This window comes from Dysosmobacter welbionis (genome assembly GCF_005121165.3).
In the GTDB taxonomy this organism is placed as follows: Bacteria; Bacillota; Clostridia; order Oscillospirales; family Oscillospiraceae; genus Oscillibacter; species Oscillibacter welbionis.
Map to the genome: position 1 here is coordinate 651,016 of NZ_CP034413.3, position 14,137 is coordinate 665,152.

The 14,137-nt window shown below is 62.2% G+C and carries 17 protein-coding genes and 1 pseudogene; 7 read left to right on the forward strand and 11 right to left on the reverse strand.

The annotated features are described in order from the left end of the window. Positions 1-15: 15 nt before the first annotated feature. The 3 genes from EIO64_RS03420 to EIO64_RS03425 all read right to left on the reverse strand — a co-directional run bounded on the left by EIO64_RS03420 (position 16) and on the right by EIO64_RS03425 (position 1,407). Positions 16-399 carry a helix-turn-helix domain-containing protein gene (locus tag EIO64_RS03420; protein ID WP_367646048.1) on the reverse strand — a complete coding sequence of 128 codons (384 nt, stop codon included), beginning with the start codon at positions 397-399 and terminating at the stop codon, positions 16-18. Next, on the reverse strand, positions 365-499 hold the full coding sequence (locus EIO64_RS18745; RefSeq protein WP_256264218.1) for a hypothetical protein: 135 nt from the start codon (positions 497-499) through the stop codon (positions 365-367). The genes EIO64_RS03420 and EIO64_RS18745 overlap by 35 nt, the downstream gene beginning before the upstream one ends. 155 nt (positions 500-654) lie before the next feature. After that, positions 655-1,407 (reverse strand): N-acetylmuramoyl-L-alanine amidase family protein, encoded by a 753-nt coding sequence (locus EIO64_RS03425; RefSeq protein WP_158629685.1) that lies wholly within the window; start codon positions 1,405-1,407, stop codon positions 655-657. 150 nt (positions 1,408-1,557) lie between these two features. On the opposite strand from EIO64_RS03425, the gene EIO64_RS03430 reads away from it, so the two are divergent. Beyond that, positions 1,558-1,779: a hypothetical protein gene (locus tag EIO64_RS03430; RefSeq protein WP_136890781.1), complete on the forward strand. Its 222-nt coding sequence runs from the start codon at positions 1,558-1,560 to the stop codon at positions 1,777-1,779. A gap of 3 nt (positions 1,780-1,782) precedes the next feature. On the opposite strand, the gene EIO64_RS03435 is transcribed toward EIO64_RS03430, so the two are convergent. Then, positions 1,783-2,559: a ZIP family metal transporter gene (locus tag EIO64_RS03435; protein WP_021751549.1), complete on the reverse strand. Its 777-nt coding sequence runs from the start codon at positions 2,557-2,559 to the stop codon at positions 1,783-1,785. 275 nt (positions 2,560-2,834) lie between these two features. Here EIO64_RS03435 and EIO64_RS03440 point away from each other — a divergent pair, with 275 nt between their 5' ends. Next, positions 2,835-4,574, forward strand: a complete 1,740-nt coding sequence (locus tag EIO64_RS03440) for a S8 family serine peptidase (protein ID WP_249390784.1) — start codon at positions 2,835-2,837, stop codon at positions 4,572-4,574. A gap of 95 nt (positions 4,575-4,669) precedes the next feature. On the opposite strand, the gene EIO64_RS03445 is transcribed toward EIO64_RS03440, so the two are convergent. Next, positions 4,670-5,515 carry a polysaccharide deacetylase family protein gene (locus EIO64_RS03445; RefSeq protein ID WP_021751546.1) on the reverse strand — a complete coding sequence of 282 codons (846 nt, stop codon included), beginning with the start codon at positions 5,513-5,515 and terminating at the stop codon, positions 4,670-4,672. Positions 5,516-5,636: 121 nt separating this feature from the next. Between EIO64_RS03445 and EIO64_RS03450 the strand changes: the two genes are divergently transcribed. Beyond that, positions 5,637-5,963, forward strand: coding sequence for a helix-turn-helix domain-containing protein (locus tag EIO64_RS03450; RefSeq protein ID WP_119311351.1), 327 nt, complete (start codon positions 5,637-5,639; stop codon positions 5,961-5,963). Positions 5,964-6,142: 179 nt separating this feature from the next. Here the strand turns inward: EIO64_RS03450 and EIO64_RS03455 are convergent, their stop codons facing one another. The 6 genes from EIO64_RS03455 to EIO64_RS03475 form a co-directional block, all read right to left on the reverse strand. Continuing rightward, the gene (locus tag EIO64_RS03455; protein ID WP_021751485.1) at positions 6,143-6,466 is read right to left on the reverse strand and encodes a hypothetical protein; all 324 of its coding nucleotides are present in this window, start codon (positions 6,464-6,466) and stop codon (positions 6,143-6,145) included. 13 nt (positions 6,467-6,479) lie between these two features. Beyond that, the gene (locus EIO64_RS18960) at positions 6,480-7,028 is read right to left on the reverse strand and encodes a beta/alpha barrel domain-containing protein (RefSeq protein WP_346730069.1); all 549 of its coding nucleotides are present in this window, start codon (positions 7,026-7,028) and stop codon (positions 6,480-6,482) included. After that, positions 7,010-7,366, reverse strand: a complete 357-nt coding sequence (locus tag EIO64_RS18965) for a beta/alpha barrel domain-containing protein (protein ID WP_346730070.1) — start codon at positions 7,364-7,366, stop codon at positions 7,010-7,012. Before EIO64_RS18965 ends, EIO64_RS18960 begins: the two co-directional genes overlap by 19 nt. Positions 7,367-7,371: 5 nt before the next feature. Beyond that, positions 7,372-8,370: a dihydroxyacetone kinase subunit DhaK gene (locus EIO64_RS03465; RefSeq protein WP_021751487.1), complete on the reverse strand. Its 999-nt coding sequence runs from the start codon at positions 8,368-8,370 to the stop codon at positions 7,372-7,374. 67 nt (positions 8,371-8,437) lie between these two features. Next, entirely contained in the window at positions 8,438-8,866 is a 429-nt protein-coding gene (locus EIO64_RS03470) for a DAK2 domain-containing protein (protein ID WP_203005775.1), read from the reverse strand. Next, positions 8,836-9,045 carry a hypothetical protein gene (locus EIO64_RS03475; RefSeq protein WP_203005777.1) on the reverse strand — a complete coding sequence of 70 codons (210 nt, stop codon included), beginning with the start codon at positions 9,043-9,045 and terminating at the stop codon, positions 8,836-8,838. The genes EIO64_RS03470 and EIO64_RS03475 overlap by 31 nt, the downstream gene beginning before the upstream one ends. 251 nt (positions 9,046-9,296) lie before the next feature. On the opposite strand from EIO64_RS03475, the gene EIO64_RS03480 reads away from it, so the two are divergent. The 4 genes and pseudogenes from EIO64_RS03480 (at position 9,297) to EIO64_RS03495 (ending at position 13,922) form a co-directional block, all read left to right on the forward strand. Next, a complete protein-coding gene (locus EIO64_RS03480; RefSeq protein ID WP_021751489.1) occupies positions 9,297-9,731 on the forward strand; it encodes a MarR family winged helix-turn-helix transcriptional regulator in 435 nt (144 codons plus the stop codon). Further along, a complete protein-coding gene (locus EIO64_RS03485) occupies positions 9,724-11,088 on the forward strand; it encodes an MATE family efflux transporter (RefSeq protein ID WP_025544515.1) in 1,365 nt (454 codons plus the stop codon). The genes EIO64_RS03480 and EIO64_RS03485 overlap by 8 nt, the downstream gene beginning before the upstream one ends. Positions 11,089-11,131: 43 nt before the next feature. Further along, positions 11,132-12,511, forward strand: a complete 1,380-nt coding sequence (locus EIO64_RS03490; RefSeq protein ID WP_119311930.1) for an MATE family efflux transporter — start codon at positions 11,132-11,134, stop codon at positions 12,509-12,511. 113 nt (positions 12,512-12,624) lie between these two features. Continuing rightward, positions 12,625-13,922 (forward strand): annotated as a pseudogene (locus EIO64_RS03495) (MATE family efflux transporter). Positions 13,923-14,137: the final 215 nt, after the last annotated feature.

The following is a 14,137-nucleotide window of genomic DNA, read 5'->3' on the forward strand; positions in this document are numbered from 1 at the left end:
CGGGGGTGCTCGCTCTCACGGAGTCTTGACGGTGTCCGGGAATGCGGCCCGGATGGCCTCCGGCAGATGGGCGGGGTCCAACTGTTCCCGGCCGCACCACTCCGCAAAGCGGTGGACCGCCTCTTTGTCCGGCGACAGCCCGGGGATGACGGTCAGCGCCACCGTCCGTTCCCCCTCCAGCTTCCGGACCAGAATGCCATACACACAAGAACAGTCTGGTCGGAAGCTGCGGACGCGCACCGGCGCATACCGGTAGCCGGTCATGCCGCCTGCCCTCCGGGAGCAGAGAAACGCATAGAGGTCACAGCCGTAAATCTCTGCCATGCGGACAACCATGTCGAACCTGGGCTGCGCTTTTCCCCGCTCATACTTTTGCAGTGTCCGTGTGGAAATTCCCAGGCGTTCCGCAGCCTTTTCCTGGGAAAGTCCCGCCAGTCTCCGCTCTCTCCAAAAGGGGCTCTTTTCCTGGATGTGTCTTTTTTTTTTGATATTTTTGCATAGCAAACCCTCCTTCTACGGAGGATTTTACATTATCTTCCAAATTTTTAACACGAATAAAAATTCACTTTTGGAAAAAAATTGCCGAACAATGTCGAATTTCGTCGATTTACCCAAAGAAAATACAGGCCCCGCATATTCATACGGGGCCTGTGCTCAGACAAATCCTTCCAGCTTGGCGATCCGGTACTCCAGTACGGCGAACTGTCGGCGGGTCAGCGGCTGGTCCAACATCAGGTCTCCCTCCGCATTTCCCTGCATGATGCCGTTTTCCGTCAGCCAGTCCACGGCGGCCCTGGCTTCTGCCTGGTAGTCCGTCTCTTCTTCGGTCTCCACCCAGGGGATGCCCAAATACTCCAGAATTCCCTTGGCCTCTGCCACCGCCAGCTTCTGGCGGTAGTCGGCCTGCCCCAGCAGGGCAGCCTCCTCCCGGTTGGTGTGGAAGCCGTTTTCCAGCAGGACGGCCGGGGCCTTTGTGTGCTTCAGCACATAGAGCTCCGGATCGTACACAATCGGCGTGGATCGCACGGCGATGCCCGCCGCCCGCACCTGCTCCAGGATGTCCTGAGCCGCCCGCTCCCGGTCGCCGCCGGGGCCGTAGAGATAGACGCTCCACCCTTTGGCAGAGGACCAGCCGCCCCCAGCGGCGGCATTGCTGTGAAGGCTGACGAACAGGTCCAGGTCCGGGATGCTGTTGGCGATCTCACACCGTCTGGCCAGGCTTACTGCCCCGCCGCCAGTACGGGTCATGGTCACGGAGACGCCCCGGTCTGTGAGCAGCTTCTCCAGCCGCTTCCCCAGGTCCAGGGTGAATACATGCTCATAATAGGTCCCATCCGGACTCTTGTTGGCCAGATTGCCCGCGTCATGCCCTGGATCCAGGCAGATGTGCTTTTCTCGTTCGCTCAAATGCGTTTCCCCCCTCTGTACAGGCTCGGGGAACACAGGGCTCCCCTTCCAGTTTAGTGGAAGGGCGCCCGTCCTGTTCCCCCGCCGGGGTCTTTTCGGAGCGGGGCGCATATCATGGAGCAAAATCATCCGAAACAGGGAGGGGTCCCCATGCCTGCCGCTCTGATTAAACGTCTGAGCAATCTTCTCTGCGTCAAAAGTATTGTGACGCTGATCCTCACCGTTGTATTTGCCGACCTAGCCGTCACCGGCCGTATCTCCAGCCACGATTTTCTGACTGTCTTCTCCGTTGTTATCGCCTTCTATTTCGGCACGCAGAGCGAACGCCTCAGCGGACAGCTGGAGAAAGACACCGGACAGAAATTGTCCTGACCGTCATCCCAGGGCCACGTCCAGCACCATCATCACGCTGAAGCCCGCAGCAAAGGCCAGCACACCGATGTGGGAGTGGCGTCCCTGGGACATCTCCGGAATCATCTCCTCCACCACCACATAAAGCATGGCCCCTGCGGCAAAGCCCAGCAGATACGGCAGGGCGGGCACCAGCAGCTCCGCCGCCAGGATCGTCACCAGGGCGCCGATGGGCTCCACAACGCCGGATAGCACGCCTCCGGCGAAGGCCCGGAGCTTCCCCTCGCCCTCCGCCCGCAGGGGCATGGAGACGATGGCTCCCTCCGGGAAATTCTGGACAGCGATGCCCAGGGAAAGCGCCAGCACGCCCATAGCAGTGATCTCCGTGTCCCCTGCCAGATATCCGGCGCAGACCACGCCCACCGCCATCCCCTCCGGAATGTTGTGGAGCGTTACCGCCAGCACCATCATGGTGGTCCGGCGCAGCCGGCTGGAGGGGCCCTCCGGCTGCGCGCTGCCCCAATGCAGATGGGGAATGATATGGTCCAGCGCCAGCAGGAACAGAAAGCCGAGCCAGAGGCCTGCGGCGGCCGGTGCAAAGGACCACTTTCCCAGCTCCTCCGACCGCTCAATAGCCGGGATCAGCAGGCTCCAAACCGACGCCGCCGTCATCACCCCTGCCGCGAAGCCCGTCAGCCCCTTCTGCAGGCCGTCCGACATCGCCTTTTTCATAAAGAACACGCTCGCCGCGCCCAGGGAGGTGCCCAGGAACGGGAGCAGGAGTCCGTATAATGCTTCCATAATCCATCCTTTCTCATCTTGTGTCCGGAATCAGTATCCATGCGTTCAGAATACCGGATTCCCGCACCGGTGTCAAATTCATTTTCCCACCGGATGGCCTTTCACAAATCCGGAAAATCGCTGCCGCTCTGGACAGCAGGGAGCAAGTCTGCTATGCTTGACACAGGGGACAGGCTGCCGGATGGCTCCGTTTCCCCTCATTTCAGGCTCATTTTAGCTTTTGGGTGTACCATGGTCCCATCATCAGAGAACCATCCCGGAATAGGAGGAACGCCATGAGGGTCTCTCACCATGTAAAACGGTCGGTGTGCCTGCTGCTCTCCCTGCTTCTGCTGGCGCAGGGCATGACCCTGGGCGCAGCCGCTGTGGGCACCGATTCCGTCCCGGCGGGGACATCCGTTCTGGAGCCCGCCGCATACCCCGACAGTGAGGTTCTGGTCCTGTATGAGGACGGCAGGACCGAGGTGGTCGTCTACGAGGACGCCGCCTCCCTGGAGGAGGGGCTGCCGCAGCTGGCCCGGCAGGAGGGTGTGGCGCTGGTCCAGCCCAACTACACATACACAAGCACCGCTCTCTCCACCACAGACCCGCTGCTGGCGGAGCAGTGGGCCCTGTATAACGACGGCAGCTTCCAACTGGAGGAGCAGGAGAACCCCTATCCGGTCTTCAATGATCCCTTTGCACTCCCCTCCGCCCCGTGGCAGTGGATTGCCCCCTGGTGGATGCAGTCCGATGCATCCGCCGGGAGCACCGGAACCGTGCAGGCCGCGGCCGGCGTGGACATCGGCGCGGAGGATGCCTGGGCCCTGTACGACGGCGGAAGCCGGGATGTGGTGGTGGCCCTGGTGGACACCGGCATCGACTACACCCACGCTGATCTGGAGGGCCGCATCTGGGTGAACGAAGACGAGATCCCCGGCAACGGGGTAGACGACGACGGAAACGGCTATATCGACGATGTCTACGGCTGGAATTTCTACTCCGGCAGCAATCAGGTCTATACGGGCAGTGAGGACAGCCACGGCACCCACGGCGCGGGCACCATCGCCGCCCATGCGGACAACGGCATCGGGATCGCCGGCATCGTCCGGAGCGACCACGTCAAAGTCATGGCAGTCAAGGCTCTGGGCGGGTGGGACGGCAGCGGCTCCACGGCGTCCATCATCCGGGCCATTCAGTACGCGGAGGCCAACGGAGCCCGGATCTGCAACCTGAGCCTGGGCTCTTCCAGAAACGACCCCGCGCTGTACCGCACCATCGCGGCGTCGGATATGCTGTTCGTAGTGGCAGCCGGCAACGACGGCGCCGACCTGGAGCTTGCCCCCAGCTACCCGGCCAGCTACCACTTGGATAACCTCATTACCGTGGCGAACCTCCGATACGACGGTAACCTGGATCCTACCTCCAGCTACGGCGCCTCCTCTGTGGACCTAGCCGCCCCCGGCACCCATATTTTAAGCACCACCCCCGGGAATTCATACAGTTACATGACAGGAACCTCCATGGCGGCGCCTATGGTCAGTGCTGCGGCGGCCATGCTCTACTCCCAGTTTCCGGATGCCACGCTGGCCGACGTGAAGGACATCCTGCTATCCTCCGTCCAAAAGCTGGACAGCCTCACCGGCCTGACGGCTACCGGCGGGATGCTGGACCTGGGTGCCGCCATGGCATCCGGGGCCGCGGCCCAGAAGGGGCGGACCTGGACGGAGCCGGACCTGGCGGCCTATACCGACAGTCCGCCCATTCTCTCCCTGTCTCTCTTCCAGTGGAGGGGGCAGCAGTATCTGACCGTTCAAGTCCAGGATCCGGACGGCGACTTCCGCTCCGCCGCTTATGCCGCCGGGACATACACGGCAGCGAATTTCCAGGGCGGCGCCGCGGGGACGCCCCTCCCCTTGAATGCGTGGGGGGCCGCCACCTTGCTGGTGCGCAATGGCGGACCTTATACCTTTTACGCGGTGGACCTGGCCGGCAATGAGACGGTCCGCACAGTGGATCTGCCCCGGAGCCCCTGAGGGCGGCCCGCCGCCAACTCCATCCCCGGTCAAAAGGACTCCGCAGGCTGTGCCTGCGGAGTCCTTTTTCCTGCTCCGGAAAAGCGGCCCCTCCATCAGTCCTTCAGAATGTCCTCCAGTTCCCTGTCCATCGTCACGGTCATGCGTGGCAGCTCATGCAGTCCCTTCCCCAAGTCGGCTGTGCCGTGTCTGGTGACCGCAGTGACCGGGAACAGCTCATGCACAAATGCCTCCGCGTCCGGCTCGGTAATGCCGAAGGGATAGGCGAAGAAGGTGACGGGCTGGCCCACCTCCTGGGCAATGCGGTCATGGCTCTTCTGAATATCCCCCAGCACCCTGGCCTCAAAGGCACTGTCCGACTCCTCCGGATCCCTTTGGATGCCGTTGATGCCGCCCGGGTCAAAGTTTCCGCCCAGATCTCCCAGATTGTGGAGCGAATAGGCATGGGACCCGATCTCTACCAGGCCGGAGTCTGCCATCTCCCGGCACATATCCCAGCTGAGGAAGTTGTCAGCGGACACGTCCTGCATATACACCATAATAGAGACCACGGCTTTCATCTGGTATGCCTGAAGCAGCGGGAAGAGCAGCTCGTAGTTGCTCCGGTATCCGTCGTCAAAGGTGATGAGAAGGGGTTTTTCCGGCAGCGGCTCTCCCCCTGCCAACTCCCGCGGCAGCACAGTGTGGTAGCCATGTTCCGTCAGCCAGCGCAGGTCCTGTTCCATACGGCTCACGGTGATGGTCATATCGTTGCACGGCTCACCGTCCTCCACGATATGGTGGTACATCAGCACCGGGAGGGCCCGGTCCGCCGGAATGGGCATCTGCCACACTCCCCTGGCATAGAGATAGACGGCTCCCGCCGTGAAGCAGAGCGCCGCTGCGGCGGCCACTCCCAGGATTCCCACCCGAATTTTTTTCATCTGTCTGTCATCTCCCATGTGTTGGCGCTGCGGCGTATACCCTTAGAAAATTCGCAAATATTATTTTATCAGATTAAGTTAAAATGTCAATTCATTAAATGAAAAGATTATCTTTGCTAGGATGTTTTAGGGTGATTACATGCCTTTGGATTATGCTGCGATTGGTGGCCGGCTGCAGGCGCGGCGAAAGGAACTGGGGATCACACAGGAGGACGCGGCGGAACGGGCCGGCATTACTGTGGTCTACCTGTCCAAAATTGAAAACGGACGGGTGCATCCGACGCTGGACCTGCTGGACAGGCTCTGCTGTGTTCTGGAATACGACCTTGCCCGAGCCTTCACCGGCGTCCAGACGACCTCTCCCGACTACGGTCAGGAGCAGGTGCTGCGGCTTTTCAACGCCTGTGCGCCGCGTGTCAAGCCTGTTGTTCTGCATCTGCTGGAGCAGCTGGCAACCTTAACGTGAGCAGAAGCGGGAAAAGTATGCACCATGTCTGTCCCGCAAAAAAGCGGCGCCCCGGCGGAATATTCCGCCGGGGCGCCGCTCTGGTTTTTTCCAAGTCTGTGCCGGATACCCTCCATTCCCTGCGGGGTGGCGGCAAGGGACCAGCCTCCGCACACTGGCGGAGGCCGGTGTTGAAGCCGTTATGTTTCCTCGTACAGCTCAATGATGGCGTCATCCAGGGTGATGAACGCCAGTCGGACCGTATCGCTGAGGGTCTCCGGCCCGAAAATCACCTGCTGGGCCTCCTTCAGATAGGGGTCCATGTTATCCACCTTGTAGGCCACGTGGGGCTGTTTGGAAAGGATCTCCGGGAACCGGGTTCCCTCCTCAAATTTCAGGTATTCAATCTTGTAGTCGTAGGCATCCACGCTCTCATTGACCCAGAAGCCGCCCCACTCGTTGTAGACCATGTTGGGCTTTTTGTTCAGCACGGGGATCCCGATATGCATATACTCCGCTGCCATGGAAAACCTCCTGTCAGTTATCCTGGGCGGCCAACTCCTGATAGAACTGGAAGGCCTCCCGGTCAGTAAATTTCTCGTGCACGATCTTGGCCACCGCCCGGCACATGGCGGCGGGATGCTCACTCTGGAAGATGTTGCGGCCCATGTCCACGCCCCGGGCGCCGTCGGAGATGGCCCGGTAGGCCATGGTCAGGGCCTCGTCCTCCGGCAGCTTCTTGCCGCCGGCGATGACGATGGGCACGGGACAGGCGGCCACTACCTTCTCAAAGTCATCGCAGTAGTAGGTCTTGACGAAGGACGCCCCCAGCTCTGCCAGCATCCGGGCGGCCAGCAGGAAATACTGGGTGGTGCGGGCCATCTCCTTGCCCACGGCGGTGACGCCCAGAACAGGGATGCCGTACCGTTCCCCGGCGTCCACGGCGCGGCACAGGGTCTCCAGGGACCGGGCCTCGCCCGCCCCGCCGATGAAGCACTGGATGGCCACGGCGGAGGCATTCATGCGGATGGCGGCCTCCATATCGGCACCCACGCCGTTGCCGGTGCTCATGTCGTCGATGAGCACACTGGCGTCATGGGTGGCCCGGAGGCAGATGGCATTGTGGACCGTGGGGGGGATGCAGGAGCGGATGGCCCCCGGGTGGCCATGAGCACGTCCGCGTACCGGCACAGAGGGGCGATGGTCACGTCCATGCGCTCCAGGCCCGCAGTGGCCCCCATGATATAGCCGTGGTCAAAGGCCAGCATCACCGTGTTGCCGCTCTTGGGATTGAACAGGTGGGAGAGCCGATTCTTGGCTCCCCAGTCCCCGTGGCCCAGGCCCTTGGCGAAGAAGCCCTGCTCCGGGGCAGGCACGTCCAGATGGTAGTCGTGGGCGGTCTTGTTTCCGATTGCGTCTGGCATAGCGCTTACTCCTTACTGAACGCCGGGGTGCGGCAGGGGGTGTTCCACAGACGGAGCATCTCCTCGTCCCACTTGGCGATGTTCATCTGAAAGCCTGCGGCCTCCTGGACGGTGAGGATCTCACCCACCATGCTGGCCACGACCTCGATGCCCTTGGCCTTCAGGAACTCCACAGTGTCCTTGAACAGCACCAGCATCTCCATCATGGTGGTGGCGCCGCAGCCGTTAATCATCACAAAGGTCTTGTCCCCGGGCTTCAGGTCCAGGGCCTTGCACAGGGCCTCGGCCACGGTGGCCACGGTATCCTTGGAGGACATCATGGGCACCCGGACGCCGCCGCCCTCGCCGTGTTGGCCGGCGCCGATCTCCATCAGGTCGGTCTCTCCCAGGTCGCCGAAGGACATGCCGTTCTGGGGATGGGTGGCATCGGTGGACTTGACGGTGATGGAGGCCATGTTGTCCGCGTAATGTTGAGCGATCTCCGCTACCTCCTCCAGAGTCTTGCCCTCCCGTGCGGCGGCCGCGGCGATGTGGTACAGCGCCACCGCGCCGGCCAGCCCCCGCTTGTTGTCCTCGCCGTTGGGGTCGTACCGGATCTCCTCGCCGGTGACCACCTGACGCACATTGAGGCCGGCCTTCCTGGCCAGCTTCATGGCCTGCTTGCCCGCCAGCTGGTCGCCGGCGTAGTTCAGGGTCAGCAGCAGCACGCCGTGGCCCTTGTCCGCCATCTTCATGGCATCAAACACCAGCTGGCCGTTGGGGGCGGCGAAGATATCACCCACCGCCTGGATGTCCAGCATACCCTTGCCCACAAAACCGGCCTGGGCGGGCTCATGGCCGGAGCCGCCGTAGGTGACGATGGTCACCCGGTCGGCATTGGCCAGATCCTTACTGATGACCAGGTGGCCGTCCACATTCAGAATGTCCGGATAGGCCAGACCCAGGCCCACCAGCTCTTCGTCGGTGACCGTCTCCGGCGCGTTCATGAACTTCTTCATTTTCATACAGCATTCCTCCAGTGATATTTAAGTGGTGCATTGCCAATCCCGCTCCTGCGGGTGGAACAACAGGTTATTCCCGGGCCAGCCCCTGGAAGAACCAGGACATGGATACGGCGCCCGCGTCCGGGGTGCCGATGGTCTTGGTCCCGTAACTCTTGGCCCGGCCGAATTTGGAGACATACTGCTTCGTAGCCTCCGCCCCCTGGGCGGCGGCCTGGGCCGCGGCATCGAACAGCTCGTCCGCGCTGTCTCCTGTATAGGCCGCGACGGCTTCGCTGGCGGGGATCAGGGCATCCATCATAGTCTTGTCCCCCACCTTGGCGCCGGACATATCTTCCAGCTCCTCCAGGGCCTTGGCGAAGATGGCCTTGAGGCCCGCCACGTCGATCTCCTCCCCCTCTGGGGCCTCCTCCTGCAAGCCGTCCAGCCAGGTGTTCCACAGGGGGACGGCGCTGCCGCCGTTCAGGGTCATAACGGCCATGGCCGCGTCATCCAGCATGGACTGGATCCCCCCTCGGCGGCGTCCACTGCTTCGGAGATAGCCCCGGCAATCTTCGCCATGGTCAGGCCGTGATCCGCGTCCCCAAATTTGGAATCGATCTCCGTCAGCTCCGCCTCAGCGGCGGTCACAGCGGCGCAGGCGTTTTTCAGGCGCGCCGCAAATTCAGCTCTTGTCATGTGATATCGGCCCCCTCTTTTGACAAAATAAACAAATTTTGGAAGACATCTTTATTCTAACATAGTCATTTCGCTTTTTCAAGGCGCATCGCCCCTCTTTTCTCCCGGCCAGCAGGGACTCTCCGACGGCCTTTCCACCCCGCCCTTCATTGACGGACAGAATTCCCTATTTTGTGTGTTTTGTATATGGATTTCCCATGGCGATTCTTGTAAAATACAATTGTTGAAAAATGCAACGATAGGAGAATGGTATGCCGAATCGGATCGAGATGTTTCGCCGCCTGGAGCGACAGTATTTTCGGGACAGGCTTGGCACCCTGGGCCTGCAGCAGCTGGACGGCATGATCCTGCACCTGCTGGGGCGGGAGGGCCACATGCGGCAGGAGGACCTGGCCGTCCAGCTGGCGGTGGACAAGGGGGCTGTGGCCCGGAGCCTGGCCCGTCTGGAAAAGCGCGGCCTGGTGGAGCGGCAGGTGAGCGCCCGGTGCCGCCGGGAGAAGCATGTCTCTCTGACTCCCGCGGGGGAGGGCGCATATCAGGGCGTCCAGCGGATTCTGGAGGAGTGGGGGCATGTCAAATACCAGGGCTTCACCCCTGAGGAGCGCGCCCTGAACGAGGCGTTTCTGACCCGCATTGCGGAGAATGTGATCGAATTTTGTCGAGGAGAGGGAAGTGAACATGGTTAAGAATCTGACGGAGGGCAGACCGCTGAATCTGCTGTTTTTCTTTGCCCTGCCCATGGTGGCGGGCAATCTGTTCCAGCAGCTCTACAATATGGTGGACACCGCGGTGGTGGGAAAATTTGTGGGCGAAGACGCAGTGGCGGCCGTGGGCTCCTCCTTCCCCATCGTGTTTTTGTCGGTGGCCGTGGCCTCCGGACTGTCCATGGGCTGTACGGTGGTGGTGTCCCAGCTGTTCGGTGCCGGGCGCATCCATGAGATGAAGACCACCATCTCCACCGCCATCATCTCTCTGGGCGTCCTGGGGCTCCTCATCATGGGCCTGGGAACGCTGCTGGCCGGTCCCCTGCTGCAGCTGCTGGGCACGGACCCGGATATCATGGCCGACTCCCGGACGTATCTGCAGATCTATTTCGGCGGCGCGGTCTTCCTGTTCCTCTACAACACTCTCAACGGCATCTATAACGCCCAGGGGGACAGCAAGACGCCCCTGATCTTCCTGATGATCTCCAGCCTGACAAACATCGTGCTGGACCTGCTGTTCGTTATCCGCTTCGGCATGGGCGTGGCTGGCGTGGCGTGGGCCACGCTGATCGCCCAGGGCCTCTGCGCCGTGGCCTCCCTGCTGGTGTTGCTCCGCCGGATGCGGCGGATGCCCTGCGAGCCGGAAAAACAGGGCGTGAAGCTGCCCCTCTTCCACATGGTGGCGGTGAAGCGTATCGCCCAGATCGGCCTGCCCTCCATGCTCCAGCAGTCTCTGGTGTCCCTCTCCATGATGATGATGCAGGGTCTGGTCAACTCCTTCGGCAAAGTACTGGTGGCCGGATACACTGCTGCCACGAAGATCGACTCCCTGGCCATGCTGCCCAACATGAACATCTCCAACGCCATGTCCAGCTTCACGGCCCAAAACATCGGTGCAGGCAAGTACGAGCGGGTCAAGGAGGGCCTGAAGGCCTGTCTGCTGATGGTGGCGGTATTCTCTCTGCTGATCACCGTCATCATCTTCCTCTTCGGAAACCAGCTGCTATCCCTGTTCCTGGACCCGGGGGACGCCTCGGGCGCCATGGGCTACGGTCTGGCCTATATGCACACAGTCTCCCTCTTCTATATCCTGATGGGCCTGCTGTTCGTCCCCAACGGGATGCTGCGGGGCGCGGGTGACATGGCAGCCTTCACCTTCAGCTCCATGGCCAACCTGTTCTCCCGGGTGGGCATCGCCTACGCACTGGTGTATCTCACCCCGCTGGGGGCCAACGCCATCTGGTGGTCCATCCCCGCCGGCTGGCTGATCGGCGCGGCGGTCTCCCTGCTCCGGGTCAAGAGTGGAAAGTGGATGCGCAAGGCTGTGGCCGACCGCTGACCCTCGCAGGCGGTCTATTTCAGGAATCGCAGGTGCTGTGGATATGAACAGGAAACAGAATCTGGAGGTCTTTGCGAAGACACCCGTCCGAAAGGCCGTGCTGCTGCAGATAGTCCCGGCCGTGGCCAGTCAGATGGTCACGCTGGTCTACAATCTGGCGGACACCTACTTTGTGGGGATGTTGAACGCCCCCCATGAAACCGCGGCCGTCACTGTGGCCTATCCCTCCTTTCTGATGCTGACCGCCATTTCCAACCTCTTCGGCGTGGGCGGGGCCAGCGCCATCGCCCGGGCCCTGGGCCGTCAGGACGAGGAGGGCGCCCGGCGGATCGCCGCTGTCTCTCTGGCCGGCGGCCTGCTGTCCGCCCTGCTCTTCTCCGCGGTGTTCCGACTGCTGGCCGATCCCGTGCTGCACCTGTGCGGCGCCACCGAGGCTACCTATGCTGCTGCCTACGGATACGCCAAATGGGTCGTCATACTGGGCGGCCCCTTCACCATTCTCAACACCCTCCTGGCGAATCTGGTCCGGGCGGAGGGCGGCGCCGGAGCCGCCGCCTTCGGGGTCTCCTTCGGCGGCGTCCTGAATATCCTGCTGGACCCGCTGTTCGTCCTGCCCCAGTTCCTGGGCCTGGGCGCGGTGGGCGCGGGCATGGCCACGGCCCTCTCCAACGGGGCGGCGGTGGCCTGTTTTGCCGTCTATCTGGTCCGCCGCCGGGGCGCCACCTATTTGAACCTGCTGCCGGCGAATCTGCGGTATGCCGCCCAGTACCTGCGCCCCATTCTGGCCATCGGCTTCCCCTCCGCCCTGCAGTATGCGCTGACAGTGGTGGCCACCGCTGCCCAGGCCGACTTTGTATCCCAATACCCCACAGAGGCGGTGGCGGCCCTGGGCATCGTAAAAAAACTGGACCAGCTGCCCCTGTATTTCTCCATCGGTGTCTCCAACGGACTTCTGCCGCTGCTGGCCTATAACCACGCTGCCGGGAATCACCATCGGCGTGCGCAGGCCTTCCGGATAGGGAGCCTGATGTCCTTTGGCTTCGCCGTGCTGTGTCTGGTCTGCTATGAGGCGTTTGCCACCCCCCTGGTCTCCCTGTTCATTGCCGATGCTGCGACAGTCCGCTATGGGGCCGTGTTCCTGCGGTGCATGGTGACGGCAATGCCCATGATGGCCCTGTGCTATCCCATGATCATCCAGTTCCAGGCCATGGGCAGGGCCAGGGAGTCCCTGGTCTGCTCGATCCTGCGCAAGGGTGTACTGGACATTCCGCTGCTCTATCTCATGGACGCGCTCTTTCCCCTGTACGGCTGTATGTGGGTGCAGCCCATCGTGGACGCCATCTCGCTGGCCGCAGCCCTGTGGTTTTACCGGGCCATCCAAAGGGGGAGCGCGGCGGGCGGAACGGCCCCAGCCGGGGCCTGAAACCGGCGTGAGCAAAACGGAACTGTAAGGAGGAGAACGAATCCGTGGCAAGCAAGGAGCACGATTTTTCCGTCGGCAGCATTCCCCGCAACATCATTTCGCTGGCGCTGCCCATGACGGCTGCCCAGCTCATCAACGTGCTGTACAGCGTGGTGGACCGCATCTACCTGGGGCGGCTCCCCGGGCATCTGGCTCTGACGGGCCTGGGGCTGACGCTGCCCATCATCTCCATCGTGATGGGCTTTGCCAACCTGTGCGGCACGGGGGGCGCCCCCTGTGCTCCATCTACCGGGGCAAGGGCGAGGAGGAAGAGGCCGAGCGGATCATGGGCAACGCCTTCACCCTTCTGCTGATTTTCGGCGCCGCTGTCACAGGGGTGTTCCTGCTGTTCCGGCATCCCCTGCTCTACCTGTTCGGCGCCAGTGACGCCACCTATCCCTATGCCGAGGCGTACATGACCATCTATCTGCTGGGGACCGTCTTTGTCATGATCGGCCTGGGGATGAATCCCTTCATCACGTCTCAGGGCTTCGGCCGCACCGGGATGATGACCGTGGGCCTGGGGGCGGTGGTCAACATCGTGCTGGATCCGGTCTTCATCTTCGCCCTGGACATGGGGGTGCGGGGCGCGGCGCTGGCCACCGTAATCGCCCAGGGCTGCTCCGCCGTGTGGGTACTGAAATTCCTCACCGGGCGGAAGGCCATCCTGCGGCTCCGCCTGCGGAATCTGGCGCTGGGCGCCGGGCGGGTGAAATCCATCGTGGCCCTGGGCCTGTCCGGCTTCTTCATGAATCTCACCAACAGTCTGGTGCAGGTGGTGTGCAACGCCACGCTCCAGGCATACGGCGGCGACCTGTACGTAGGCGTGATGACCATCATCAACTCCCTGCGGGAGGTGTTCTTCATGCCGGTGCAGGGGCTCACCAACGGCGCCCAGCCGGTCACCGGGTACAACTACGGCGCCGGCCGATACAGCCGCGTCCGGAGCTCCATCCGCTTCAGCGTGGCGGTGACGGTTGGTTACGCCGCTGTCTTCTGGGCCGCCGCCATGTTGTTCCCCGGGCTTTTGATCCGGGTCTTCAACAGTGAGCCGGAGGTGGTGGCTGCCGGCATCCCCGCCCTGCGCATTTACTTCTGCCTGTTTATCCCCATGTCCCTCCAAATGGCGGGGCAGGGTGTGTTCGTGAGCCTGGGGCGCTCCAAGCAGGCGGTTTTCTTCTCTCTGCTGCGCAAAGCCATCATCAATGCGCCGCTGACGGTCGTTCTGCCTATCTGGATGGGCACCACCGGCGTATTCACAGCCGAGGCCATCTCCCAGCTGGTAGGCGGCCTGGCCTGCAGCCTCACCATGTATTTCACCGTGTACCGTCCCCTGGGCCGCCTGCCGGACCGCCCGCCGGAGAACATCTGAGACCCGGTTGCCGCGCCGTTGTTCCCTCTCTTACTCCCACAGACTCGCAAGAAAAAGCGGAGGCGCTTTTGGAGGTTTTTCCAAAAGCGCCTCCTCTGCCTGTTCCGGCCCCCTGCGCGTCTTGACAAACAGTTCCGGCCCGGCTATAATCTTCCCCGCAAGTCCCGGCCGCCCCTCTGCGGGAGGTTGGAAGATCCCGAACCTGTTAGGAGCAC

Bases quoted from the DNA above. Each gene is read 5' to 3' on its own strand.
- EIO64_RS03435 (WP_021751549.1), bottom strand. From the start codon at position 2,559: ATGGAAGCATTATACGGACTCCTGCTCCCGTTCCTGGGCACCTCCCTG.
- EIO64_RS03485 (WP_025544515.1), top strand. From the start codon at position 9,724: ATGGTTAAGAATCTGACGGAGGGCAGACCGCTGAATCTGCTGTTTTTC.
- EIO64_RS03465 (WP_021751487.1), bottom strand. From the start codon at position 8,370: ATGAAAATGAAGAAGTTCATGAACGCGCCGGAGACGGTCACCGACGAA.
- EIO64_RS03475 (WP_203005777.1), bottom strand. From the start codon at position 9,045: ATGACAAGAGCTGAATTTGCGGCGCGCCTGAAAAACGCCTGCGCCGCT.
- EIO64_RS03480 (WP_021751489.1), top strand. From the start codon at position 9,297: ATGCCGAATCGGATCGAGATGTTTCGCCGCCTGGAGCGACAGTATTTT.
- EIO64_RS03490 (WP_119311930.1), top strand. From the start codon at position 11,132: ATGAACAGGAAACAGAATCTGGAGGTCTTTGCGAAGACACCCGTCCGA.
- EIO64_RS03450 (WP_119311351.1), top strand. From the start codon at position 5,637: ATGCCTTTGGATTATGCTGCGATTGGTGGCCGGCTGCAGGCGCGGCGA.
- EIO64_RS03440 (WP_249390784.1), top strand. From the start codon at position 2,835: ATGAGGGTCTCTCACCATGTAAAACGGTCGGTGTGCCTGCTGCTCTCC.
- EIO64_RS03455 (WP_021751485.1), bottom strand. From the start codon at position 6,466: ATGGCAGCGGAGTATATGCATATCGGGATCCCCGTGCTGAACAAAAAG.
- EIO64_RS18745 (WP_256264218.1), bottom strand. From the start codon at position 499: ATGCAAAAATATCAAAAAAAAAAGACACATCCAGGAAAAGAGCCCCTT.
- EIO64_RS03430 (WP_136890781.1), top strand. From the start codon at position 1,558: ATGCCTGCCGCTCTGATTAAACGTCTGAGCAATCTTCTCTGCGTCAAA.
- EIO64_RS03470 (WP_203005775.1), bottom strand. From the start codon at position 8,866: ATGCTGGATGACGCGGCCATGGCCGTTATGACCCTGAACGGCGGCAGC.
- EIO64_RS03445 (WP_021751546.1), bottom strand. From the start codon at position 5,515: ATGGGAGATGACAGACAGATGAAAAAAATTCGGGTGGGAATCCTGGGA.
- EIO64_RS18965 (WP_346730070.1), bottom strand. From the start codon at position 7,366: ATGCCAGACGCAATCGGAAACAAGACCGCCCACGACTACCATCTGGAC.